Here is a 23,056-nt window from a genome sequence, read left to right as displayed (position 1 = left end):
CCGCCCGTGCGAGCATGGGCCCCGACATGACCGCGCAGCCCACCCGACCGGCGACCGGGCCGGAGCCGACCGACCCGGCAGGCTCCCCGGTGCCCAGCGACGTCCCCACGGCCACGGCGCTCGCCCCGGACGGTCGGCAGCGCGACTCGCCACCGGCCGCCGGGACGGGCGCCCCGTGCCCCGCCCCCGGCCTCCGGTCCCGCCTCGGGAACCCGCCGCGCAAGCCGCTCTGGCTCGGCTTCGCGGCGTCGGTGGTGCTGCTGGTCGGCGGCGTGGGTGCCGGCGGCACGCTGATCCACGACCCGATCCTCACCAACAGCCCGCTCGGCTTCTGGCGCTTCGGCCACGGCAAGGAGCTGGCCACCGCGCTGATGTACGTCGGCGTGGTGCTGATGGCGTGGGCGTGGGTCCAGCTCGGACGCGAGGTGCTCGCCCGCCGCGTCGGCGGCCGGGCCGTGCTCACCACCTCCGTGGTGTGGATGCTCCCGCTGCTGATCTCCCCGCCGCTCTTCACCCGGGACGTCTACAGCTACCTGGCGCAGGGTGCGCTGCCGGTCTTCGGCTTCGACCCGTACGCGGTCGGGCCGGAGGCGATGCCGGGCACCTTCACCGACAACGTCCACTACTTCTGGCAGGACACCCCGGCGCCGTACGGCCCGTTCTTCATCCTGGTCGCGAAGGCGTGGGCCTGGGTCACGGTGCAGGCCGGCACCAACATGGTGCTCGGCGTGATCGGCATGCGACTGATCATGTGCGTCGGGCTGGTCCTGCTGATCTGGACGCTGCCGGAGCTCACCCGCCGCCTCGGCGGACGGCCCGCGGTGGCCCTGTGGGTCGTCGTCGCCAACCCCGTGATGGTCATCCACCTCGTCGGCGGCGGGCACAACGACCTGCTGCTCGTCGGGTTCCTGGCCGTCGGCTGCCTGGCCATGCTCCGCGGGAAGCACGTGCTCGGCATCGCGCTGGTCACCCTGGCGATGGCGACCAAGGCCAGCGCCGCCGTCGCGCTGCCGTTCATGGTGCTGATCTGGGCCGCGCAGCTCGAGGGCACCTTCCTCCGCCGGCTGGTCCGCGCCGGGGCGGCGAGCGTCGCGGTGTTCCTCGTGGTGTTCGCGGGCGTCAGCGTGGCGGCCCACGTCGACCTGGGCTGGCTGCCGGCGCTCAGCGCCCCGTCGATGATCGTGAACTGGCTGTCGCTGCCCACCGGGCTCGGCGAGTTCGTGCACACCGCCCTCGGCGGCGTGGCCCCGCTGCCCAAGCAGCCCTTCATCAACGTGGCCCGGGTGATCGGCGCGATCGTGCTGGTCACGATCGTCGCGGTGCAGTGGTGGCGCGCCCGCGGTGGCGGCCCCGACGCCGTGCGCCGCGCCGGGATCGCGCTGCTCGCCGTCGCCCTGCTCTCCCCGGCCACGCTGCCCTGGTACCTGAGCTGGGGCATGGCGATCCTCGCGATGGTCCCGTGGAGCGCCCGCGGCCTGCAGTGGCTGGTCTTCGGCTCGCTGTGGCTGATGATCGTCTACTACCCGAGCGGCGAGGCCGGCCTCTACAACTGGGGCTACCTCGCGGTGTGCGCCGTGCTGGCCTGGGTCGCGGCCCGTTCGCTGCTGCGGCCGGACCCGCTGGGCTTCCGCCGGCCGAAGGCGGTGCCGGCCCGGAGTGCGGTGCCGGACGCGGAACCCTCCCGTGCGTCCGCAGTCGGCGGCCGCTGAGCTCGACGCGGCCGGGATCACCGATCCCGCGCTGCGCCGGGCCTACGCCGAGTGCCGCGCCCTCAACGCCCGGCACGGCCGCACCTACTTCCTCGCCACCCGGCTGCTCACGCCGGACCGCAGGCCCGCGATCCACGCCCTCTACGGCTTCGCCCGGCACGCGGACGAGATCGTCGACGACCTGGGCGCCGGCGCCTCCACCGAGGAGCGCGAGGCGGTGCTCGACGAGCTCGGCCTCGATCTGGTCAGCGCCTTCGCCGGCGACGACCCGGGCACCCAGCCCGTGGTCACGGCCGTGGCGGACACTGTGCGCCGGCACGGGATCGACCCGCGGCTGTTCTCCCCGTTCCTCACGTCCATGCGGATGGACACGCACGTCACCGGCTACGCCACCACGGCCGAGCTCGACACCTACGTCCACGGCTCCGCCGCGGTGATCGGTCTGCAGGTGCTGCCGGTCCTCGGCTCCGACGCGCCCGCGGAGGCCGCCCCGCACGCCGCCGCGCTCGGCGTGGCCTTCCAGATGACCAACTTCCTGCGGGACGTCGGCGAGGACCTCGACCGCGGCCGCGTCTACCTCCCGGCGGACGAGCTGGCCGCGTTCGGCGTGGACCGCGAGCTGCTGGCCTGGTGCCGGACCCGGCGGACCACCGAGCCGCGGGTCCGGCGCGCGCTCGCCCACCTGGTCGCCCGCACGCGGGCGGTGTACCGGCGGGCGGAACCGGGGATCGCGATGCTCGCGCAGGAGTCCCGGGACTGCGTGCGCTGCGCCTTCACCCTCTACGGCGGGATCCTCGACGAGATCGCCGCCGCGGGGTACGAGGTGCTGCACCGCCGGGTCACGGTCCCCCGGCGCCGCCGGCTCGCGGTGGCGGGGCCGGCGCTCGCCCACGCCGTCTGGACCCGCCACCGGCCCTGAGGCCCGCGAGACCGGTCAGAACGCCATGGCCTGGGCGCGCCGCTTGATCTCGCGGTGCCGCCCCGCGCGGATGGCCGCGATCGGGGTGCCGGGCAGGCTGGCGTCCTCGGTGAAGAGCCAGCGCAGGATGTCGACGTCGGGGTAGCCGCCGTCGCGCAGCACGGTGATCGTGCCGGAAAGGCCCTTCACCACCGCGTTGCCGTCGAGGAAGTCCGCGGGTACGCAGGTGGTGCCCTCGCGCTTCAGCGAGAGCAACTGGCCGTCCTTGATCAGCTGGTGCACCCGGGTCCGCGGGACCGAGAGGATCTCGGCGACCTCGGTGGCCGGCAGGACGGCGACGTCGTCGGACAGGACGGGTGTCGTCCCGTTCGTCTCACTCACGCGCGTCACCATGCCACAGCACGGCCTCCCGAGGGGAGACGCGCGGGCAGAGATTGCCCGGGCGGTACCGTCGGGGGGTGACCGCCCCGCCCGGCTCCCCCGGAGCCCTGATCGACGCGCGGTACCGGATCGGGCCGGTCCTGGCCCGCGGCGGGATGTCCACCGTGCACAGGGGACTCGACACCCGGCTGGACCGGCCGGTCGCGATCAAGATCATGGACCCGCGGCTGGCGGCGGACCCCACCTTCCGGGCCCGGTTCGAGCGGGAGGCGCGCTCCGCGGCGCGGATCGACCACCCCCACGTCGTCGACGTGCACGACCAGGGCCGGTGCACGCCGCCCGGCGGCGAGCCCACGTTGTTCCTGGTCATGGAGCTGGTCGACGGCAGCACCCTGCGGGACCTCCTGCGCCGCCGCGGCGCGCTCGGCGTGCCCGCGACCTTCGCGGTGCTCGAGCCGGTCCTGTCCGGCCTCGCGCAGGCGCACCGCCTCGGCATGGTGCACCGGGACGTCAAGCCCGAGAACGTGCTGATCGGGCGGGACGGCAGCGTCAAGGTCGCCGACTTCGGCCTGGTCACCGCAGCCGCCGAGGCCGGGGTCAGCCACGCCGGGATGATCCTCGGGACGATGGCGTACCTGTCCCCCGAGCAGGTCGCCACCGGCCAGGCCGACGCGCGCAGCGACGTCTACGCCGCCGGCGTCCTCTGCTACGAGCTGCTCACCGGCGCCCCGCCCTACACCGGCGACAACGCCCTGTCGGTCGCCTACCGGCACGTGAACGACGACGTGCCGCCGCCCTCGGGGGTCGCGACCGAGGTCCCGCCGGAGCTCGACGACCTGGTCCGACGCGCCACCTCGCGCGACCCCGACCGCCGCCCGGTCGACGCCGCGGCGTTCCTCGCCGAGCTCGTCCGGCTGCGGGAGTGGCTGGCCGTGCCGCAGGTGCCGGTGCCGCTGCCTCCCCCGCCGCCCCTCGAGGAGCAGGACACCGTGCCGGCCGAGCCCTTCGCGCTGGAGGCGGCCCCCGAGCCCGCGGGCCCCGGCGGCACCCGTGCGCTGAGCCGGGCGGAGTACGACCCGCCGACCGAGATCGGCCGCGGTCCGGGGCGGCACGGCACGGCGTCGGCGCCGCGGCTCGACGCGCTCCCGGACCACCGCATCGCCCGGCGGCGCGGGCGCCGGGTGTTCGCGCTGTGGATCGTGCTCCTGCTGCTGCTCGGCCTGGTCGTCGGCGGGGCGGCCTGGTGGCTGGGCTCGGGCCGCTGGACGTCGATGCCCGCGGTCGTCGGGCTGGACCGGTCCGCCGCCGAGCAGCTGCTCACCCAGGCGGACCTGGCGTGGTCGGTCACCGAGCAGCACCACGACGACGTCGCGGCCGACCGGGTCGCCTCCGCCGACCCCGCCGCCGACTCCCGGCTGCTGCGCGGCAGCTCGGTCACCCTCACGGTCTCGACCGGCCGCCCGGTCGTCCCGGCGGTCGCCGGCGGCAGCACGGTGGAGCAGGCGCAACAGGTGCTGCAGGCCGCGCAGCTCACGCCCGCGACCTCGGCGTCCGCGGCGGAGTTCAGCAGCACCGTGCCGCAGGGTGCGGTGCTGCGCACGGACCCGCCGGCCGGCACCCCGCTGCCGATCGGCGGCTCGGTCACCCTCGTGCTGAGCAAGGGCGTGGAGCCACCCGCGGAGGTCGACGTCCCGCTCGTGATCGGCGACCGGCTCGACGAGGCCCGGGAGCGGCTCGAGCGCCGCGGGCTGCAGGTCGACGTGGAGCGGGGCTTCCCGTTCGGCCGGGAGAACCCGCGGGTGGTCAACCAGGACCCGGGCCCGGGGACCGCGGTCGAGGAGGGCTCGACCGTCACCCTCACGGTCTTCTAGGAGACTGCGCGTGGTCAGTGGTGCCGGAGCGCCACTGACCACGGACAGCGAACTCAGCCGCGCAGCATCTCCGCGACGAGGAAGGCGAGCTCGAGGGACTGCTGGGTGTTGAGCCGCGGGTCGCAGGCGGTCTCGTACCGGCCGTGGAGATCGGTGTCGGAGATCTCCTGGGCGCCGCCGAGGCACTCCGTGACGTCCTCGCCCGTGACCTCGACGTGGATCCCGCCCGGGTGGGTGCCGAGCGCGCCGTGCACCTCGAAGAAGCCCTGCACCTCGTCGACGATGCGGTCGAAGTGGCGGGTCTTGTAGCCCGTCGTGGACTCGTGGGTGTTGCCGTGCATCGGGTCGCACTGCCAGATGACCTTGTGGCCGGAGGCGGTGACCTTCTCGACGATCGGCGGCAGCGCGTCCCGGATCTTGCCGTTGCCCATCCGGCTGATCAGCGTGAGCCGCCCCGCCTCGTTGCGCGGGTCGAGCCGCTCGACGTACTCCACGGCCTGCTCCGGCGTGGTGGTCGGGCCGATCTTGAGGCCGATCGGGTTCGACAGCAGCTCCGCGAACGCGACGTGCGCGCCGTCGAGCTGGCGGGTGCGCTCGCCGATCCAGAGGAAGTGCGCGGACAGGTCGTACAGAACCGGGTTGTCCCGGTCGAGGTCGAGCCGCAGCATGGCCCGCTCGTAGTCGAGCAGCAGTGCCTCGTGCGAGGCGTAGAACTCCACCGCGTGCAGCTGGTGGTCGGTGACCCCGCAGGCGTCCATGAAGCGGACGGCGCGGTCGATCTCCGCGGCGACGGCCTCGTACCGCTCCCCCGCCGCCGACGTGCGCACGAAGTCCTTGTTCCAGGCGTGCACCATCGCGAGGTCGGCCATGCCGGTCGCGGTCAGCGCCCGGACCAGGTTCATCGCGGCGCTCGCGTTGGCGTACGCCCGGATCATGCGCGACGGGTCCGGGGTGCGGGAGGCCTCGTTCGGCGCCAGCCCGTTGACGATGTCGCCGCGGTAGGACGGCAGGCCCAGCGCGTCGACGGGCGAGCTGCGCGGCTTGGCGTACTGCCCGGCGATGCGGCCGACCTTCACCACCGGCAGCGACGCGCCGTAGGTCAGCACGACGGCCATCTGCAGCAGCGTGCGGATGGTCGCGCGGATGTGCGGCTCGGTGTTGTCCACGAACGTCTCGGCGCAGTCCCCGCCCTGGAGCAGGAAGGCCTTCCCGTTTGCGACGTCGGCGAGGCGCTGCTTGAGGCGGTCGACCTCGGGCGGCAGCACGACCGGCGGCACGCTCTCGAGGACCGTGCGGGTGTGCTCGACGACCGAGGAGTCCGGCCACTCGGGCTGCTGGGCGGCGGGCCGGGCGAGCGCGTCGTCCAGCCGGGTGCGGAGCTCACCGGGCAGCGGCGGCAGCTCCGGGAGGACGTCCACGGGGGCGTCGACGGACCAGTTCACGACTCGCAGGGTATTCGGTACCGCGCGGGGCCCCGCTCCCGGCACCCGGCGCGACCGGTGCCGGCGCCGCTCCGCTCAGGGGGCCGGGACGGAGGTCTCGATCACCTGCCAGCGGCGCAGGTTGAGCCGGGCGTCGGCCAGCGCGTCGTGTGCGTCGGAGCTGGGCGGCGGCAGCGACGGACGGCCCGCGTCCTCCCAGCGCTGGCGCAGCTCCCGGGTGAAGCGCGGCAGCGCCCGGGGCAGCGCCGGCATGGCGCCCCACAGCTGGCAGAGGGCGACGTGGTCGTACGCGGCGATCCAGGCCCACAGCTCGACCTCGCCGGGCGCGCCGGTGAGGAACTCCAGCAGCTCGCGGCGGATCGTCGCCCGGGACCGCCAGGCCTTGTCGGCCGGCGAGGGCAGCTTGGGCAGCACGTTCGCCCGTACCCACGGACCGGCCTTGCCCGGGTCGAACTCGGTGGACACCGCGTAGAACTCGCGCCCGTCCTCGCCGACGACGCCGATCGACACCAGATCGATCGTCCTGCCGTCCTCGATGAACTCGGTGTCGTAGAAGAAACGCATGCCAACCCTTTCCGACCTGCCGCGACTCTACGTCGCCCGAACGGCGGGGTGTGCGCCGGGACTGGGCCGGACGGGCGAAGATGTCCCGGCGTCGTCACGATCCGGACGTCCCGGACGACTTTCCCGGTGAACCGCCGCAGTCCCGCCGCACCCCGAGCGAGAACCCATGCGCCGCCGCTCCCCCACCGCCCTGCTCCCGGGGCTCCTCGTGCTGCTCTGCGCCGTGCTCGCCGCGGCGTGCGCGGGCCCGCCCCGGGCTCCCGCCACCACGGTCTCCCTGCGGCTGTGGGACGACCAGGTGGCCAAGGCCTACGGCACCTCGTTCGCGGAGTTCGAGCGGCAGAACCCGGACATCCGGGTCGACCTCGACGTCGTGCCGTACGCGGACTACTTCGTGAGCCTCAACGCGCAGCTCGCGAACGGGACCGGCGACGACATCTTCTGGCTGAACTCGGCGTACTTCGGCGCGCTGGCCGACTCCGGCGCGCTGATCGACGTCGGCCGGATCCTGCCTGGCCGGACGCGGAACTGGGTGCCGGCGGCCGTCGACCAGTACACCCGGGACGGCGCGCTGTGGGGCGTCCCGGCGCTCACCGACGGCCGGATCGTCACCTACTACAACAAGAAGATGCTGGCCGACGCCGGCGTCGACCCGGCGGCCCTGACCTGGGACCCCGACCCGGCGAAGGACACGTTCCTGCCGGCGATGAGGAAGCTGACGGTCGACGCGCAGGGCCGGACCGCGGACCAGCCCGGCTTCGACCCGGCGAACGTGGCCCGGTACGGCTTCAACGCCGGTCGCGACCTGCAGGCGGTCTACTACGAGTTCGTCGGCTCCAACGGCGGACGCTTCCAGCAGCCGGACGGCACGTTCGCGTTCGCCGAGCCGCGGTCCGCGCAGGCCTTCCAGTACCTCGTGGACCTGATCAACACCCACCACGTCGCGCCCGACGCGGACGACACCAACGTCAACCCGGACTACGGCCGGGACGCCTTCCTCGACCAGCGGCTCGCGGTGTTCCAGTCCGGCACCTACAACCTGCGCAACGTGGCCGACGGCGCGACGTTCGAGTGGGGCGTGGCGCCGATGGTCGCCGGGCCGGCGGGCCGGGTGTCGGTGGTGAACAGCGTGATCGCGGCGGGCAACGCGCGCACCCCGCACCCCGAGGCGGTGGCGCGCGTCCTGAACTGGATCGGCTCCGAGCCCGGCGCCGACCCCGTCGGCGGCCGGGGCGCCGCGCTCCCGGCGGTGACCGGGTCGCAGCAGAAGTTCTTCGACTACTGGCGCGAACGCGGCGTCGAGACCGGGTACTTCGGCAGCCTCGGCGGCACCGCGACGATCGACCCGCCGATGGGGCCGAAGTTCGGCACCGGCCTGCGGGCCTTCAACCCGGTCCTCGGCGAGGTCTTCGCCGGCCGGGTGCCCGTCGGGCCCGGGCTGCAGCAGGCGCAGGACGCGGCCAACGCGGCGGTCGCGGCGGGCTGAGCGGGCCCGGTCGGTCGGCTCAGGCGGCCGCTCTGCCCTGCTGCTCCTTCTTGGCCTGCTCGGCCTTCTCCTTGACCGACGCGGCGTACAGGTCCACGTAGGTCTGTCCGGAGAGCTCCATCAGCGCGTACATGATCTCGTCCGTCATGGACCGCTCGATGAACCGGTCCCCGGCCATGCCCTCGTAGCGGGAGAAGTCCAGCGGCGCCCCGACCCTGACGTGCACGTGCCCGGGCCGCCACATCTTCGAGCCGATCGGGTTGACCTTGTCCGTGCCGATCATGGCCACCGGGATGACGGGCACGCCCGCCTCGAGCGCCATCCGGGCCACCCCGGTCTTGCCCTTGTAGAGCCGCCCGTCCGGCGAGCGCGTGCCCTCGGGGTAGATGCCGAGGAGCTTGCCCTCGCGCAGCAGCCGCACCGCGGTGTCCATGGCCGCCTGCGCCGCGTTGCCGCCGGACCGGTCGATCGGGACCTGCCCGACGCCGCTGAAGAACTGCTTCTTCACGAAGCCCTTCAGCCCCGGCTCGGTGAAGTACTCGCGCTTGGCCAGGAACGTGATCCGGCGCGGCACCTGCAGGGGCAGCAGGAAGGAGTCGGCCACCGCGAGGTGGTTGCTCGCGAGGATCGCGGCACCCGAGGCGGGGATGTGTTCCAGGCCCTCGATGGTGGGGCGGCAGAACATCCGGAGCAACGGGCCGAGCAGGACGTACTTCGACCACCAGTACAGCACCGGACAGGGCCTCCTCACCGCAGGGAGCCCAAGCCTACGGAGCGTCGCGCCGGTGCGACAACAAGGGGACTCCCGGCACCCGCGGCGGGCGCGTCCGTGTCAGGATGCACGGGTCTGTCCCCGCAGACCCCGAGGAGGCCGCGAGCATGAGCACGGGCGAGCCGGAGGGCGTGCAGGGCGACCCGGGACGCGAGGGCCGCCGGTCGGACCCCGATCCCTTCGAGCAGGTCGTGGCCTCGTGGAAGGCGGAGGGCACCGTCCCCCGCTGGCCGGGCGGGGCGCAGGACGGGGCCGCCGCCGAGCCGCCGCCCGTCCCCGAGATCGATCCCCGCAAGGACCCGGAGGAGCACTACGTCCCGCCGGAGCCGCCGCCGCTGCCGCGGGTGGGCGCCGCCGTCGGGGTCGGCCTGGTGCTGGTGGTGCTGGGGATCGTCCTGGTCGCGGCGCCGCAGTGGATCGGCATGTCCTCGGTCTACGGGCTGCCGCTCGGCCTCGTCGCGATCGCCGGCGGCCTCACCTGGCTGCTGATGCGGCTGTGGCAGCCCGCCGACGAGGACGTGGACCCGTACGACGACGAGGGCACCGTCTGACGGTCTAGCGCGCCGCCCCGCCCGTCAGGACCGCCTCGCGGGCCAGCTCGGCCGCCCCGACCACCGCGGCCGCGGAGCCGAGCTGTGCAGTGCGGATGCGGGCCAGGGGCCGGTTGCCCGCGCCGGTGACGATCCGGGCGTAGTGCTCGCGCGCCTCGTCGAGGAACAGCGGCGCCGACACCGAGACCCCGCCGCCGATCACGACCAGCTCGGGGTCGAACACGTCGGCGATGAGCGACAGGCCCTCGCCCAGCCACCGGCCCATGTCCGCGACCGCGCGCCGGGCCAGCCGGTCCCCGTCGCGCGCGGCGGCCGCCACGCGCTGACCGGTGATCCGGCCCGGGTCGCGCGCGGCCTCGCGATGCAGGACCGAGGTGGTCGCGTCGGGGTCGGCGAGCATCTCCAGCGCGGTGGTGGCGAGCGCGGTGCCGCTGCAGTAGCGCTCCCAGCAGCCACGCTTGCCGCACTCGCACGGACGGCCGTCCGGCACCACGCGGACGTGCCCGAACTCCGGCGCCACCCCGAACGCACCGCGGAACAGCGCGCCGTCGAGCAGCAGGGCCCCGCCGATCCCGGTGCCGAGGGCCACGAAGACGACGGTCGACGCGCCCGCGGCGGCGCCGTAGCGGCGCTCGGCCAGGGCTGCGGCGTTGGCGTCGTGCTCGACGACGACCGGCACGCCGAGACGCTTGTGCATCCGGTCGGCCACCGGCGCGTCCCGCCAGGACAGGTGCGGTGCGAAGCGGACCAGACCGCGGTCCGCGTCGATGAATCCGGCGAGGGCCAGGCCGACCGCGGACACGTCGTGCCGGTTCGCGAGCTCGGTCACGCAGGAGGCGATGGTCGCCTCGAGGGCCTCGTCGCTCTTGGGCGTGGCCGCGGTCGCGCTGTCGATGACCCCGCCCTCGGGGTCGACCACCCCGGCGCGCACGCTCGTGCCGCCGACGTCCACTCCGACCGTCAGCACGTCAGGCCCGCACCACGCGGATGTGCTGGACCCGCCGCGACGGCCCGGGCCGGGCCCGTCGTCGCTCGTCACCGGCATCGCCGGGATCCCCGGGTCCGTCAGGGGTCGTGCCATGTCCGCTCGCTTCCTCGGATCCACGCCCCGCAGCACTGCCGGCCGTTCCCTCCGCCGCCGGGTCCGGCAGCTCCTCCACCAACGCCCGCAGCACCGTCAACAGTCCCGCCGCGTGCTCGGCCAGCCGCGCCGCCAGCTCGGGGCGCTCGCCGCGCAGCACCGCGAGCAGGGCGCAGACCGGGCACGACGCGCAGCTCGAGGGCGTGCCGCCCTCGCCCGTGCGCGCGGCGTCGACCAGCGGGCCGACCCGGTCGAGCGCGGCCACGGCGAGGGCGCGCAGCTCACGGGTGAGGGCCTCCGAGTGGGCGCAGCTCAACCCCGTCCCCCGCTCATCGCCGCATCCAGAGCGCCGGGTCCGGCGCGAACACCACGACCAGGTCCGTCGCGTGGCCCTCGCCCACCAGCCGGGCGCCCGTGACCTCGCACCGGCGCAGCACGGCCGGCAGGCTCACCCGCCGGCGCGTGGCGCCCACGGTGACCACCAGCTCGTCGCCGACGCGGGTGAGATCCAGCGGGCCGTCGGCCGCGCCGGGCAGGCGCAGGGCCAGCTCGAACTCCGAGTCGGCGGAGGTGCCGTCGCCCGCGGAGCGCTCGAGCCGCAGGACCGGACCCGTGGCCGGGCCGGGGGCCGCGGGGTCCGCCGTCCCGTACAGGCTCCCGGCGAGCGCGATGAGCGCCTCCACGCCCGTGGGCTCGGCCGCGGTGTAGGGCACGGTCGCGAGCGGCACGGCGTCGCCGCACTCCGCCCGCACCTCGGCCAGCACGGCCTGCTGCTCGGTGTGCCGCTCGCGCAGCCAGCGCGCGGTCGGGCCGCGCAGCGACGGCGGCGGCGCGGGCATGACCCGGTTGACCACCAGGCCGTCGACCTGCAGGTCGTGCAGGGCCAGGGCGGTCAGCGTGCGGCGGGTCTCCGCGGCGACGACCCGCTCGGGGGTCAGGACCAGGCGGATCGAGGTCTCCTCGCGGTCGGCCAGCATGGCGCGCAGCCCGGCGAGCTGCGCGGCGAGCCGGTCCAGGGCGTCGACCGTGCGGTCCCAGCCCGCGGACCGCTCGGCGCCGGTCCGTCCCGAGGCCAGCCCGGCGATCATCCCGCGGACCGCCCGGCGGTGCGCGGGGAAGAGCCGCTCCAGGTACCCGGACAGCGCCTCGGGCAGGCCGAGCAGGCGCAGCGTCTCGGCGGTGGGGCCGCAGTCGACCACCACCACCTCCCACAGCCCGGAGGTCGCGAGCCGGTGCACCTCGGCGAGCGCGAGCAGGTCCTCGACGCCCGGCAGCACGGTGAGCTCGTCGGCCACCAGCTCGTCGATCCCGGCCCCGGCCAGCACCGTGCGCAGGTGTCCCTGCAGCTCGGCCCACGTGTCGTCGAGCAGCACCCGGGTGTCGACGTGCGCGGCGAACAGCCCGCTGCCGAGGTCGGCCGGCTCGTTCTCGGTGGTGTCGTCGAGGCGCTCGCCGAGCGCGTCCCCGAGGGAGTGCGCGGGGTCGGTCGAGACGACGAGGGTCTTGCGCCCCGCACGCGCCAGGCGGGCGGCCGTGGCCGCGGCGAGCGTCGTCTTCCCGACGCCCCCCTTGCCGGTGAACAGCACGACCCGCACGCGCGGCAGCGTAGCCGCCACGGGGCGTGCGCTCAGGAGCGGCTCTCCACCCGGCGCTTCAGACCCTTCAGCGCGGTGTCGATGATCACCTTCTCGGCCTTGCGGCGCAACATGCCGATCATCGGGATGTTGAGGTCCACGGCGAGGCTGTAGGTCACCGTCGTGGGCGCGCCGCCCGCCGACTCCAGCGTGTAGGAGCCGTTCTGCGCCTTCTGCATCTGGCCCTTGACCAGGGTCCAGCTGACGGAGCGGCCGTCGGACGCCCAGTCGTAGTCCAGCGTGTAGGTGTCCTTGATCGGGCCGGCGTCCATGGAGAACCGGACGCGGTCGGCGCGGGCGGGGTCGGACCCCGCGCCCTTGTCGAGGATCTCGACCGTCTTCACCTGGTCCGCCCACTCGGGGTAGGCCTCGAAGTCCGCGATGACCGCCATGACCGTCTCGGGGTCGGCGTCGATGGTGATCGAGGACGTCGTCGCGTCGGCCATGCCGCGCACGTTACCGGGCGGATCACCAGCGCAGTACGTACGGCTCGCCCGTCTTCCGGAAGTGGCCGACGTTGACGCACTCGGTCGGGCCGAGCCGGGCCCGCTGCGCCAGCGGCTGGTGGACGTGCCCGAACAGCGCGGCGCGCGGCCGGTCCCGCTCGATCAGCTCCACCAGCCCCTGGCCGGGCAGCTCACGGCGCTTGGTGACGACGTCGTAGTGCAGCGCCGGGACCGCGGGCGGGGCGTGGGTGCAGAGCAGCTCGACGTCCGTGAGCTTGCCGACGGCCGCCACGTAGTCCTCGGACGGGACGAGGTGCGGGCGCCACGGCCCGCCCCTGCGCGGCGGGAAGCCGGGCGGCAGCGGCACCCCGCCCACGAACCCGACGCGCAGCCCGCAGATCTCGACCACCTCGCCGTCGGGCACCCGGGTACCGGACCGCACGTGCGCGGGCCAGAGGTCGGGGACGTCGACGTTGCCCGGGATCGCCCACGTCGGGTCCGGGAGCACGGGGAACATCGCCTCGTACTGCTCGGCGATGGCCTCCTCGATCACCGCGGCCGGGTCCGGGATGCGCGACCAGGCCTGCCGCGCGAACTCCCGCAGGTCGCCGGGGCCGCCCGACCGGCGCACCTCGCCGAACCGGCGGCTCACCTCGGGGCCCAGGACGCGGCCCAGGATGCCGCCCTCGGGGTTCCGGTAGTCCACGAAGTCGATCAGGTCGCCGAGCACGAACACCGCGTCGGCGCCGTCGGCCGCCCTGGCCAGGGCCTCGACGTTGCCGTGCACGTCGGAGACCACATGCACCCGCATGATCTGCAGACGCTACGTGAGGGCCGTTCCGCCCGGCCCGGCGCGTCGGGGGCGCCGGCGCGTCGGCCGGGCGCGTCAGGCCGGGCGCGTCAGGCCCGGCGCGTCAGGCCCGGCGCGTCAGGTCCGTCGGCGGGGGCTCGCCCGGCGCCCGGCCCGCCTCCAGCCGCGCCTTGAGCGCGAACGCGATCCGCTTGGCGGCGCGCTGCCGGCGCTGGGTCTCGGCGGTGGCACGGCGGCGCGGCCACCGCGCCGGCAGGCCGTCCGGGCCCGTGGGGTCGGCGCGCAGGAAGTAGTGGACGACGGTGCCGTCGAGCACGGCCTCCAGCCACACCTCCATGCTCCCGGTCAGCGCGCCGCCCACGGTCCAGCGCACGCCCTCGACGCCGCGGTCGGCGAGCACCTCCAGCCGCAGGTCCGGCCAGAGCGCCGGCCAGGCCCCCGGGTCGGCGAACTCGGCCGCGACGCGCGCAGGGGGTACGGCCAGGAATGTCTCGTCCACCACGTCCACACTGGGCACCGGCCACCTCCTCGCGGGCCCGATCCTCCCGCCCCGACCTGCGGGACCTGCGACGGGGGCCCGGACGGGCCGGACCGGGGGCCGCGCGGGCCCGGCGGGGCGAACCGGACAAGCCGGACACCCGGTGCCCTGCCGATCCGCGCGGCGACGCGCTATCTTTCCTCACGAGTAACCTGCCAACGCCGGCCAGGAGGTCAGGATCGTGCGTGAGTACAGCGTCCCGGCGACCGTCACGGTCGGTCCGGAGGAGAACCTCCTCGACGCCGTCTACGCGAACGAGGCCGAGGTCCCGCGGACCACGCTGCTGCGCGTCCAGCAGGCCGGCGGCTGGCGGGACGTCTCCGCCGCCGAGTTCGCCGCGCAGGTCACCGCGGTCGCGCGGGGGCTGATCGCCTCCGGCGTCGGGCCGGGCGACCGCGTCGCGCTGCTGTCCCGCACCCGCTACGAGTGGACGCTGGTCGACTTCGCGATCCTCGCCGTCGGCGGGGTCACCGTGCCGATCTACGAGACGTCCTCGGCCTCGCAGATCGAGTGGATCCTCTCCGACTCCGGCGCGGTCGGCATCGTCGTCGAGACGGCCGACCACGCGGCGCTGGTCGCCGGGGCCGGCGTCACGCTGAAGTTCGTCAAGGAGATCGCGTCCGGCGCGGTCGACGAGCTCGTCGCCGCGGGCAAGGACCTCGCCGACGAGCAGGTCCACGAACGCCGCCGGGCCGTGAAGGCGGACGACCTGGCCACGCTGATCTACACGTCGGGCACCACGGGCCGCCCCAAGGGCTGCGAGCTGACCCACCGCAACCTGCTCACCGAGATCGCGTCGACCCGGGCGGTGCTCTCCGAGCTGCTCACCGACACCGGCTCGGTGCTGCTGTTCCTGCCGCTGGCGCACGTCTTCGGCAAGGTCATCCAGTGCGGCGCCATCGCCTCGCGCACCGTCATCGGGCACACCCCGGACACCAAGAACCTGCTGCCGGACCTGCAGACCTTCCGCCCGACCTTCCTGCTCGCCGTCCCGCGCGTGTTCGAGAAGGTCTACAACGGCGCCCGGCAGAAGGCGCACGACGAGGGCAAGGGCCGGATCTTCGACGCCGCCGCGGACACCGCGATCGCCTGGTCGCAGGCGCAGGACACCGGCGGCCCCGGCCTCGGGCTCAAGGTGAAGCACGCCGTGTTCGACAAGCTCGTCTACGGCAGGCTGCGCGCCGCGACCGGCGGCCGCGTCGTTGCCGCGGTGTCCGGCAGCGCCCCGCTCGGCGAGCGCCTCGGGCACTTCTTCCGCGGCATCGGGCTGCCGATCCTCGAGGGCTACGGCCTCACCGAGACCAGCGCCGGCATCACCGTCAACGCGCTGTCGGCGCAGCGGGTCGGCACGGTCGGCCGGCCGGTGCCCGGCCACGGCGTCCGGATCGCCGACGACGGCGAGATCCTGCTCCGCGGCGACATCGTGTTCCGCGGGTACTGGCAGAACGAGAAGGCCACCGCCGAGGCGCTCGAGGGCGGCTGGTTCCACAGCGGCGACATCGGCGAGCTCGACGACGCCGGCTACCTCACCATCACCGGCCGCAAGAAGGAGATCCTGGTGACCGCGGGCGGCAAGAACGTCGCCCCCGCGGTGCTGGAGGACCGGCTGCGGGCGCACCCGCTCGTCGGGCAGTGCATGGTCGTCGGCGACGGCAAGCCCTTCATCGGTGCGCTGGTCACCATCGACCCGGAGGCCCTGCCCGGCTGGCGCGAGCGTCACGGCAAGGCCGCCACGGGCGACCCGGCCTCGGCCGCCGACCTGGTCGACGACCCGGAGCTGCGCGGGGAGATCGCCGCCGCGGTCGAGGAGGCCAACCAGGCGGTGTCGCGGGCCGAGCGGATCCGCAAGTTCCGCATCCTGCCCGTCGACTTCACCGAGGCGGGCGGGGAGCTCACGCCCACGCTGAAGGTGAAGCGAGCGGTCGTGGCGCAGCAGTACGCCGCCGAGATCGCCGCGATCTACGCGCCCGCCGAGACCCCGCAGCCGGCGTAAGGGGTCTACCCGGCGAGGAAGGCCCGCAGCCGGGCGACCTGGGTGGGGAGGGTCCACTCCTCCTGCATCCAGGCCCGGCCGGCGGCGCCCATCTTCCGCGCGCGATCGGGATCGGCGAGCAGGTCGGCGAGGGCGTCGACCAGGGCGTCGCGGTCGCGGCCGTCGACGACGTGCCCCGTCTCGCCCTCGCGCACCGTCTCCGGCGCTCCGCCGCTGTCCCCCGCCACGACCGGCACCCCGCACGCCGAGGCCTCGAGCAGCACGATGCCGAGGCCCTCGACGTCGAGCCCGCCGCCGCGCGTCCGGCAGGGCAGCGCGAACGCGTCGCCCACCGCCTGGTGCGCGGCGAGCTCGTCGGCGGGCACCGGCCCGGTGAACACCACGTGCGCGCTCACCCCGTGCCGTTGCGCGAGCCGGGGCAGCCGGTCACGGTCCGGCCCGTCGCCGACGATCAGCAGCCGGGTGCCCGGGACCCGTTCTCGCAGCGGGGCCAGGGCCTCGATCAGCGCATCCTGTCCCTTGCGCGCCACCAGCCGGGACAGGCACGTCACGACCGGGGCCTCCCCCACCCCGTACCGCGCCCGCAGCGCGTCCCGGGCGGCCGGGTCCGGCCGGAAGACCTCGGTGTCGACGGCCGGCGGCAGGTGTTCGAGCGCCGCCCGCGGCCCGAAGGCCGACGCGAACCGCCCGCGCGTGTAGCGCGACACGACGGTGACGACGTCGGCGTCGTCGCCGATGCGGCGCAGGGCCCGCCGGGCGCCGGGCAGCATCGACCAGCCCACCTCGTGCCCGTGCGTGCTGGCCACGACCCGCTCGACGCCCGCGGTCCGGCGCAGCCCCGGCCCCAGCAGCGCCAACGGTGCCGCCGCGCCGAACCAGACGGTGGTGGCGCCGTGCTCGCGGACGTACCCGGCCGCCCGCCGGGCGACGTCGCGCACCGGCAGCATCAACGACGTCGGGTGCCGGTGGACGGGGTAGCCGAGGCCGGCGTCGAACTCGGCCGCGCCCTCCCACGCCGGGGCGTAGACGGCCAGCTCCCCGGGCGGCAGCCGGTCGGCGAGGGCCCGCAGGTAGTTCTGGATGCCACCCCGCCGGGGCGGGAAGTCGTTCGTGACGAGGAGCGTGCGGGCCACCCGGCGAACCTAGCGGGCCCGGGATGCCGCGCTGCGCCCCGCCGCCGGGCGCAGCGCGCACCCGAGCCGGGTGCTTCGTGGAGGTCCGCGGCGGCCGGATCGCGGGAGGCGAACCGGCCGCCGGCGGCACGGGGAGCGGACGAGGTCAGAGGCGCCGCGCGCCGGTGAACGCGCTGCGGGACACGGTCTGGTACTTGACGACGTCGCCGCTCTGCGGCGCGTTGATCATCTTGCCGCCGCCGGCGTAGATGCCGACGTGGCTCACCGGGGAGTAGTAGAAGACGAGGTCCCCGGGCCGCATGTCGCTCCAGGACACCGGCGTGCCGACCCGGGACTGCGCGCTGCTCGAGCGCGGCAGCGTGATCCCGGCCTGCTTGAACGCCCACGAGGTCAGCCCGGAGCAGTCGAACGAGCCCGGCCCGCTGGCGCCCCACACGTATGGCCGGCCGAGCTTGGTCGCGGCCGCCCGCAGTGCGTCGGCGCCCACGCCGGTGCCGAGCAGGATGTCCGGCGCGTCCTCGGCGGGCCCGTTGAGGTCCGCGATCTCGGCCGGGCTCAGCTGGCGGAGCAGGGCCTCGGCCTCGCCGATCCGCTTCTCGGCGTCGGCCTTGCGGGTCCCGATCTCGTCCGCGGCCCGGCGGGCGTCGTCCGCGGCGGTCTGGGCGCGCAGGGTCGCGTCGTCCGCCTCGGCCTGGGTGTGCGCGGCGCGGTCGACCTTGTCCTTCAGGTCGTCGAGCACGACGAGCCGGTCCGCCGACAGGGTCTCCAGGGCCGACATCTGGTCGAGGTAGGCCTGCGGGGAGGAGCTGGCGAGCAGGGCGTTGAACTGGTCCAGCCGGCCGTTCTCGTAGAAGGAGAGCGTGACGCCGTCGAGCGTCTCGCGGTAGGTCTCCTCGTCCCCTCGGGCCTGGTCGGCGGCGGTCCGCAGCGGGTCCACCGCCTCGCGGAGCCGGTCGGCCTCGGTCTGCTTGGCCGTGAGGTCGTCCGTGGCGGCGTGCCACTGCTCGGTGAGTGCCTCGGCCTCGTGCCGGACGTCGTTGAGCCGCTGCCGCGCCTCCTCCGGGGTGCGGGGCGGCTCGGGCGCGGCCGGAACCTGCACCTCGGGCGCGAGGGGCGCCGCCGGCGCGGCCGGGTCCGCGGGAGCGCCCGGCGCCGCCGGGGTCACCGGATCGGCGGGAGCGGGGGCGGGGGCGGGCACGCCGGGGATGCCCGGCAGGATCGGGTTCGCGGCCGCGGTACCCGCCGGGAACGCGACGACCGCGGCGGCGACCAGGGCGACCGACACGGAGGCCCGTGCACCGGCCCGTGCACCGGCCCGTGCAGCGGTCCGCGCGCCGGTCCGGACCGCTCCGGCCCGCCGGGTCCTCCGCTCTCGGGACGACAGCACGCGGACGTGACCTCCTCCTCGCACCCGCCGTGCCCGGGTCGGGGATCCCGGGCGGTGGGGCGCCGAGAGGCGCCGCGGCGGTGACCTCGCGGGCCGCCCTGGGGACGACGGCCGATCACGCAAGGTCGCGGGAAGATTACGAGCGTGTGATTCACCCGTCCAGACTCGGCCGGTGAGCCGTGCTGTGAGCGGTCGTCCGCCCGCTCGTCGCCGATCGTGACCTTCCGGCGCGATCGGTGCCGCGATTCGCTACACAGCGTTGCGGCGATCGGCCGTGCCGCCCCCGATGTCGGTGACGGTGCGGGTACGCGTCGGGACCAAGCGCAACCGCGGCAGCAGGCCCTGGTCCGCCAGGACGGCCAACGCCTGCCGCTCGGCTGCGTCGAGCTGTACCCGTGGCGCGGTGGACGGCAGGTACCCGTCGCCCACGGCGGGCGCCCCGTCCGCGTCGGCCGGGGCCGGCGGACCGGCCGCGGGCGCCGCCGACGGCACCTCCGCCGGCATCCCGGGCATGCCCAGCAGGACCCCGATCGCGCAGTCCCCGCAGGACCGCCCGCGGACCTCGCAGCTGTCGCAGTCGACGATCATCGTGTCGCTCCTCGCCTCCGGTGATCTCGTCGGGGCGCACCGTACGGAGCGGCACCGACAGTTTCCGGAGAACAGGCCCCCGACCTGCGCGGACGGGCCCGGCGGAGATCAGGGGCGGGATCAGGAACGAGATCAGGAGCGGAGGCGGCCGAGGAGCACGGAGGAGGGCACCGCGTGCGCCCCGCGGCGGCGCACCGACGCGGCGACCGCGCGGTCCGAGGACGCGACCAGCAGTGGCCGGCCCTGCGGCTCGGCGGCGACGAGGTCGCGGATGACGTCGTCGGCGATCACGCCCGGGTCGCTGAACAGCACCCGCACCCCGCGTGCACCGCGGGTCTGCGCGGCGCTGACCGCGGCGCCGTCGAACACCACGGTGACCTCGACCCCGGTCCGCGCGGCGAGCGCGCCGAGCTGCCCCACGAGCCGGGTGCGCTGGTCGGCCAGCGGCAGCTCGGGGTAGCCGGTCTTGCTGACGTTGTAGCCGTCGACGATGAGGTGTGCGGCGGGCAGGGCCAGCAGCGCGTCGAGCGTCGCGAGGTTGACGACCGGGGTGCCGCGGGTGCCGTCCGGACCGGCGACGAGGTCCGCCGGACGCGGCCCGCCGCCGCCGAGGGAGAGCTCGCGCCGCAGGCCCTGCACGGCGCCCCCGAGGGTCTCGAGCAGCAGCCCGAGCCGCACCTCGTCGCCCTGCCGGGCCTCCTTGGCCGCCTGGCGCGCGGCCGCGACCTCGGCCTGGGCGCGCTGGGCGCGGGCGCGCTCCTCCTCGGCGCGCTCCCGCTCGCGGTCCCGTTCCCGCACGACCTCGGCCAGCCGGTCGTCGACGCCCGCCCGCAGCCGGGCGACCTCCGCCTCCAGCTCGCTCCGCGCGTCGAGCGCGATCCGGAGCTTGCTGCCCTGCTCGGACACCTTGCGGCGCAGCTGCGCCACCTCGTGCTCGCGCTGCGCGGCGGCCTCGCGGGCCTGGTCGCGGGCCTCGGTCAGCTCGGCGCGCAGCCGCTCGACCTCGACGGTCAGCTTGTCCGCCCGGGCCAGGGCCTCGTCGCGCTCGGCGCGGGCCTCGGCCGCGTCGCCCCGCCGGGCGACGGAGGCGACCGCACCCCGCGCGCCGGGTGCGCCGGTGAGCACCGCGGCGGCCGCGGCCGTGAGGGGTTCGTCCGGTCCCGCCGCGAGCTCGCCGGGCCGGTGCTCCTCCCACCACGCGACGACGGCGGTGCGGAAGCTCGCGTTGTCCCGCAGCTCGCGGACCAGCTTCGTGCCGCCGAGGCGGGCGCGCTTGGCCGGGGTGAAGCGGGCGAACTGGCGGAGCGCGCCGGGCACCTCGGCCGGCGGGAGGCCGGCGAGCGCGATGCCCGCGACCTCGGCCAGGCGGTGCCGCACGGGGTCCGGGAGGAGGTTCCAGTCCAGGTCCGCGGCGCGTCCGGCGGACGCCGCGGCACCCTGCGGGTGCTCGGGCGCGGCGTCCTCCGGGTACATCGGTCAAGGTTATCCCCGATCCGGACGGGCGGCCACGGATTCGGCCGCGACGCACCCCGTTCCGCGACACGCTCGAACGGGTGTGCGAGGAAATGTCGGGGGCTCGAACTACCGTTCGCCCCGTGACCGCTCCCCAGCTCTCGTTCGACGAGCTCGGCACCCCGCTGCGCGAGGTGACGTTCGTCGTGCTCGACCTCGAGACCACCGGCGGGAGCCACGAACGGGACGGGATCACCGAGGTCGGCGCCGTGAAGGTGCGGGGCGGCGAGGAGCTGGGCGAGCTCGGCACGCTCGTCGACCCCGGCACCGGCATCCCGCCGAACGTCGTGGCGCTCACCGGCATCACCACCGCCATGGTCCGCACCGCGCCGCGGCTGCCCGCTGTGCTGCCGTCCGTGCTGGAGTTCCTCACCGGCGCGGTCCTGGTGGCGCACAACGCCCCGTTCGACTCCGGCTTCCTCCGCTCGGCCTGCGAGCGGCACGGGCAGGTGTGGCCGCGGCCGCCCGTCCTGTGCACCGCGCGGCTGGCGCGCGCGGTCCTCACCCGGGACGAGTGCCCGAGCGTGCGGCTCGGTGCGCTCGCCCGGCACTTCGGCACCCGCACGCAGCCGAACCACCGGGCGCTGTCCGACGCGCGGGCCACGGTGGAGGTGCTGCACCACCTGCTCGAGCGGGTCGGGAACCTGGGCGTGCAGAGCCTGGAGGAGCTGCTCGCGCTCACCCGGGAGGCGTCGGCGCACCGGCCGACCCAGCGCCAGCGGCAGAAGCGCCACCTCGCCGAGCAGGTGCCCTCGGCGCCGGGCGTGTACCTGTTCCGGGGGCCGCGCGAGGAGGTGCTCTACGTCGGCACCAGCGGCGACCTGCGCCGGCGGGTGCGCAGCTACTTCACCGCGGGCGAGCGGCGCAGCCGGATCCGGGACATGGTGGCGCTGGCCGAGCGGGTGGACTCGGTCGTCTGCGCGCACGCGCTCGAGGCGGGCGTCCGGGAGCTGCGGCTGCTCGCGGCGCACAAGCCGAAGTACAACCGCCGCTCGCGCAACCCCGGCCGCACCTGGTGGGTGGCGCCGACCGCCGAGACCTTCCCCCGGCTGTCGGTGGTCACCAGCGCCCGGGAGGGCGCGCTGGGCCCGTTCGCCTCGCACCGCTCCGCCGCCACCGCACTGGACACCCTGCTCGACGCCGTGCCGCTGCGGCGGTGCACGCAGCGGATCCCGGCCCGGGCGCCGTCCGCGTCGCCCTGCATGCTCCACGAGCTGGGCAAGTGCGGAGCCCCGTGCGCGGGTCTGCAGACGCCGGAGGAGTACGCCCCCGCCGTCGAGTCGCTGCGGTCGCTGGTCCACGGGGCGAGCGACGACCCGCTGCACCGGCTCGCCCGCGGGGTCGACGAGCTGGCGGGCAAGGAGCGGTTCGAGGAGGCGGCGGGCGACCGGGACCGGCTGGCGGCGCTGATCTCGGCGCTCGAGCGGCGCCAGACGCTGGCCGAGCTGGCCGCCCAGCCCGAGCTCGTCGGGGCGCGGCCGGACGGCCGCGGCGGCTGGGAGCTCGCCGTGGTGCGGTACGGGCAGCTGGCGGCGGCGGACGTGGCCCGACGTGCGGTGCGGCCGATGCCCGTCGTCGAGGCGCTGCGGGCCGGTGCCCAGACGATCCTGCCCGGCGAGGGGCCGCTGCACGGGGCACCGCCCGAGGAGGTGCGCCTGATCTACCGCTGGCTCACCACCGGCGGCACCCGGCTCGTGTACTGCGAGCCGTGGTCCGAGCCGGCGCGCGGCGCCGCCCGGTGGAGCCGCTGGGCGCTCAAGGCGAGGGAGGGCACGGAGGCCGGCCGCAGTGCCGTCGAGGTGCTGGCGGGGAGGGGGTGAGCCGCGGGCCTCAGGTCGAGCCGACCGAGAAGGCGGCCTCGGTGTCGGCGCGGGAGTAGGAGCGGAAGGCGATGTGGGTGTCGGTGTGCTGCACGCCGTCGACCTTGGAGATCCTCCCCGCGATGAGGTCGGCGAGCTGCTCGTGCTCGCGGACCTTCACGATCGCGATCAGGTCGACGTCGCCGGCGCACGAGTAGACCTCGGCGACGCCCTCGATGTCCGCGATCGCCTGTGCGGTCTCGGGGATCCGGTCGGCGAGGGTGTGGACCAGGACGATCGCGGTGATCACGAGCTCTCCTTCTCACGAGGCCTCGGGGCGGTTCGCTGCGGAGGCTAGTGCAGCGGAGGCCGCGGTGCCGCGATCCACACCGGGCCGTGATCACCGGGTGTGGGGAGGGTGGCGTCCGCACCCCCGGAC

At 75.4% G+C, this 23,056-nt stretch carries 22 protein-coding genes; 7 read left to right on the top strand and 15 right to left on the bottom strand.

Annotated features, from left to right (window positions below; all coding sequences use genetic code 11):
* Positions 1–14 precede the first annotated feature (14 nt).
* Together mptB and PKE99_RS09460 are read left to right on the top strand one after the other, a co-directional pair.
* Positions 15–1,709 carry a polyprenol phosphomannose-dependent alpha 1,6 mannosyltransferase MptB gene (gene mptB / locus PKE99_RS09465; protein WP_037041291.1) on the top strand — a complete coding sequence of 565 codons (1,695 nt, stop codon included), beginning with the start codon at positions 15–17 and terminating at the stop codon, positions 1,707–1,709.
* Positions 1,684–2,628: a phytoene/squalene synthase family protein gene (locus tag PKE99_RS09460; RefSeq protein WP_037041289.1), complete on the top strand. Its 945-nt coding sequence runs from the start codon at positions 1,684–1,686 to the stop codon at positions 2,626–2,628. Before mptB ends, PKE99_RS09460 begins: the two co-directional genes overlap by 26 nt.
* 15 nt (positions 2,629–2,643) lie before the next feature.
* Here PKE99_RS09460 and PKE99_RS09455 read toward each other — a convergent pair whose 3' ends face one another.
* Entirely contained in the window at positions 2,644–3,021 is a 378-nt protein-coding gene (locus PKE99_RS09455; protein WP_051736848.1) for an Rv2175c family DNA-binding protein, read from the bottom strand.
* A gap of 65 nt (positions 3,022–3,086) precedes the next feature.
* Here PKE99_RS09455 and pknB point away from each other — a divergent pair, with 65 nt between their 5' ends.
* Complete coding sequence (gene pknB, locus PKE99_RS09450; RefSeq protein WP_037041286.1) at positions 3,087–4,880, top strand: Stk1 family PASTA domain-containing Ser/Thr kinase; 1,794 nt, start codon at positions 3,087–3,089, stop codon at positions 4,878–4,880.
* A gap of 53 nt (positions 4,881–4,933) precedes the next feature.
* Here pknB and PKE99_RS09445 read toward each other — a convergent pair whose 3' ends face one another.
* Together PKE99_RS09445 and PKE99_RS09440 are read right to left on the bottom strand one after the other, a co-directional pair.
* Positions 4,934–6,322, bottom strand: coding sequence for a class II 3-deoxy-7-phosphoheptulonate synthase (locus PKE99_RS09445; protein WP_037041284.1), 1,389 nt, complete (start codon positions 6,320–6,322; stop codon positions 4,934–4,936).
* A gap of 75 nt (positions 6,323–6,397) precedes the next feature.
* On the bottom strand, positions 6,398–6,886 hold the full coding sequence (locus PKE99_RS09440) for a polyadenylate-specific 3'-exoribonuclease AS (RefSeq protein WP_037041282.1): 489 nt from the start codon (positions 6,884–6,886) through the stop codon (positions 6,398–6,400).
* A 166-nt stretch (positions 6,887–7,052) separates the two neighbouring features.
* On the opposite strand from PKE99_RS09440, the gene PKE99_RS09435 reads away from it, so the two are divergent.
* Complete coding sequence (locus PKE99_RS09435) at positions 7,053–8,372, top strand: ABC transporter substrate-binding protein (protein WP_037041280.1); 1,320 nt, start codon at positions 7,053–7,055, stop codon at positions 8,370–8,372.
* Positions 8,373–8,391: 19 nt separating this feature from the next.
* Here the strand turns inward: PKE99_RS09435 and PKE99_RS09430 are convergent, their stop codons facing one another.
* A complete protein-coding gene (locus tag PKE99_RS09430) occupies positions 8,392–9,105 on the bottom strand; it encodes a lysophospholipid acyltransferase family protein (protein WP_037041278.1) in 714 nt (237 codons plus the stop codon).
* Positions 9,106–9,251: 146 nt separating this feature from the next.
* Between PKE99_RS09430 and PKE99_RS09425 the strand changes: the two genes are divergently transcribed.
* The gene (locus PKE99_RS09425) at positions 9,252–9,695 is read left to right on the top strand and encodes a hypothetical protein (protein ID WP_051736847.1); all 444 of its coding nucleotides are present in this window, start codon (positions 9,252–9,254) and stop codon (positions 9,693–9,695) included.
* 4 nt (positions 9,696–9,699) lie between these two features.
* On the opposite strand, the gene PKE99_RS09420 is transcribed toward PKE99_RS09425, so the two are convergent.
* The 6 genes from PKE99_RS09420 to PKE99_RS09395 form a co-directional block, all read right to left on the bottom strand.
* On the bottom strand, positions 9,700–10,662 hold the full coding sequence (locus PKE99_RS09420) for an ROK family glucokinase (RefSeq protein ID WP_037041276.1): 963 nt from the start codon (positions 10,660–10,662) through the stop codon (positions 9,700–9,702).
* A gap of 1 nt (position 10,663) precedes the next feature.
* Positions 10,664–11,092 carry a hypothetical protein gene (locus PKE99_RS09415; protein ID WP_037041274.1) on the bottom strand — a complete coding sequence of 143 codons (429 nt, stop codon included), beginning with the start codon at positions 11,090–11,092 and terminating at the stop codon, positions 10,664–10,666.
* A 13-nt stretch (positions 11,093–11,105) separates the two neighbouring features.
* Positions 11,106–12,371 carry an ArsA family ATPase gene (locus PKE99_RS09410; RefSeq protein WP_037041746.1) on the bottom strand — a complete coding sequence of 422 codons (1,266 nt, stop codon included), beginning with the start codon at positions 12,369–12,371 and terminating at the stop codon, positions 11,106–11,108.
* Positions 12,372–12,403: 32 nt separating this feature from the next.
* Positions 12,404–12,856 carry an SRPBCC family protein gene (locus PKE99_RS09405; protein ID WP_037041271.1) on the bottom strand — a complete coding sequence of 151 codons (453 nt, stop codon included), beginning with the start codon at positions 12,854–12,856 and terminating at the stop codon, positions 12,404–12,406.
* 22 nt (positions 12,857–12,878) lie between these two features.
* A complete protein-coding gene (locus PKE99_RS09400) occupies positions 12,879–13,667 on the bottom strand; it encodes a metallophosphoesterase family protein (protein WP_037041268.1) in 789 nt (262 codons plus the stop codon).
* 103 nt (positions 13,668–13,770) lie between these two features.
* Positions 13,771–14,184 carry a hypothetical protein gene (locus tag PKE99_RS09395; protein WP_037041265.1) on the bottom strand — a complete coding sequence of 138 codons (414 nt, stop codon included), beginning with the start codon at positions 14,182–14,184 and terminating at the stop codon, positions 13,771–13,773.
* 202 nt (positions 14,185–14,386) lie between these two features.
* Between PKE99_RS09395 and PKE99_RS09390 the strand changes: the two genes are divergently transcribed.
* Positions 14,387–16,198, top strand: coding sequence for an AMP-dependent synthetase/ligase (locus PKE99_RS09390; protein ID WP_037041262.1), 1,812 nt, complete (start codon positions 14,387–14,389; stop codon positions 16,196–16,198).
* A 5-nt stretch (positions 16,199–16,203) separates the two neighbouring features.
* Here the strand turns inward: PKE99_RS09390 and PKE99_RS09385 are convergent, their stop codons facing one another.
* The 4 genes from PKE99_RS09385 to PKE99_RS09370 form a co-directional block, all read right to left on the bottom strand.
* On the bottom strand, positions 16,204–17,331 hold the full coding sequence (locus tag PKE99_RS09385; protein WP_037041259.1) for a glycosyltransferase family 4 protein: 1,128 nt from the start codon (positions 17,329–17,331) through the stop codon (positions 16,204–16,206).
* Between the two features lie 145 nt (positions 17,332–17,476).
* A complete protein-coding gene (locus PKE99_RS09380) occupies positions 17,477–18,616 on the bottom strand; it encodes an NlpC/P60 family protein (protein WP_051736846.1) in 1,140 nt (379 codons plus the stop codon).
* 351 nt (positions 18,617–18,967) lie between these two features.
* The gene (locus tag PKE99_RS09375) at positions 18,968–19,306 is read right to left on the bottom strand and encodes a hypothetical protein (RefSeq protein ID WP_051736845.1); all 339 of its coding nucleotides are present in this window, start codon (positions 19,304–19,306) and stop codon (positions 18,968–18,970) included.
* 132 nt (positions 19,307–19,438) lie between these two features.
* Positions 19,439–20,779, bottom strand: a complete 1,341-nt coding sequence (locus tag PKE99_RS09370) for an NYN domain-containing protein (RefSeq protein WP_037041256.1) — start codon at positions 20,777–20,779, stop codon at positions 19,439–19,441.
* Between the two features lie 92 nt (positions 20,780–20,871).
* Between PKE99_RS09370 and PKE99_RS09365 the strand changes: the two genes are divergently transcribed.
* The gene (locus tag PKE99_RS09365) at positions 20,872–22,638 is read left to right on the top strand and encodes a DEDD exonuclease domain-containing protein (protein ID WP_051736844.1); all 1,767 of its coding nucleotides are present in this window, start codon (positions 20,872–20,874) and stop codon (positions 22,636–22,638) included.
* A gap of 10 nt (positions 22,639–22,648) precedes the next feature.
* Here PKE99_RS09365 and PKE99_RS09360 read toward each other — a convergent pair whose 3' ends face one another.
* A complete protein-coding gene (locus tag PKE99_RS09360; protein WP_037041250.1) occupies positions 22,649–22,927 on the bottom strand; it encodes an Lrp/AsnC family transcriptional regulator in 279 nt (92 codons plus the stop codon).
* Positions 22,928–23,056: the final 129 nt, after the last annotated feature.

Source organism: Pseudonocardia halophobica (genome assembly GCF_027922425.1).
In the GTDB taxonomy this organism is placed as follows: domain Bacteria; phylum Actinomycetota; class Actinomycetes; order Mycobacteriales; family Pseudonocardiaceae; genus Pseudonocardia; species Pseudonocardia halophobica.
This window is presented reverse-complemented; position numbering and strand designations above follow the sequence as displayed.

What these genes read in the sequence shown, in the direction of transcription:
- PKE99_RS09370 (WP_037041256.1), bottom strand. Translation starts at nt 20,779, where the DNA reads ATGTACCCGGAGGACGCCGCGCCCGAGCACCCGCAGGGTGCCGCGGCG.
- mptB (WP_037041291.1), top strand. Translation starts at nt 15, where the DNA reads ATGGGCCCCGACATGACCGCGCAGCCCACCCGACCGGCGACCGGGCCG.
- PKE99_RS09405 (WP_037041271.1), bottom strand. Translation starts at nt 12,856, where the DNA reads ATGGCCGACGCGACGACGTCCTCGATCACCATCGACGCCGACCCCGAG.
- PKE99_RS09440 (WP_037041282.1), bottom strand. Translation starts at nt 6,886, where the DNA reads ATGCGTTTCTTCTACGACACCGAGTTCATCGAGGACGGCAGGACGATC.
- PKE99_RS09455 (WP_051736848.1), bottom strand. Translation starts at nt 3,021, where the DNA reads ATGGTGACGCGCGTGAGTGAGACGAACGGGACGACACCCGTCCTGTCC.
- PKE99_RS09435 (WP_037041280.1), top strand. Translation starts at nt 7,053, where the DNA reads ATGCGCCGCCGCTCCCCCACCGCCCTGCTCCCGGGGCTCCTCGTGCTG.
- PKE99_RS09400 (WP_037041268.1), bottom strand. Translation starts at nt 13,667, where the DNA reads ATGCGGGTGCATGTGGTCTCCGACGTGCACGGCAACGTCGAGGCCCTG.
- PKE99_RS09365 (WP_051736844.1), top strand. Translation starts at nt 20,872, where the DNA reads ATGTCGGGGGCTCGAACTACCGTTCGCCCCGTGACCGCTCCCCAGCTC.
- PKE99_RS09425 (WP_051736847.1), top strand. Translation starts at nt 9,252, where the DNA reads ATGAGCACGGGCGAGCCGGAGGGCGTGCAGGGCGACCCGGGACGCGAG.
- PKE99_RS09375 (WP_051736845.1), bottom strand. Translation starts at nt 19,306, where the DNA reads ATGATCGTCGACTGCGACAGCTGCGAGGTCCGCGGGCGGTCCTGCGGG.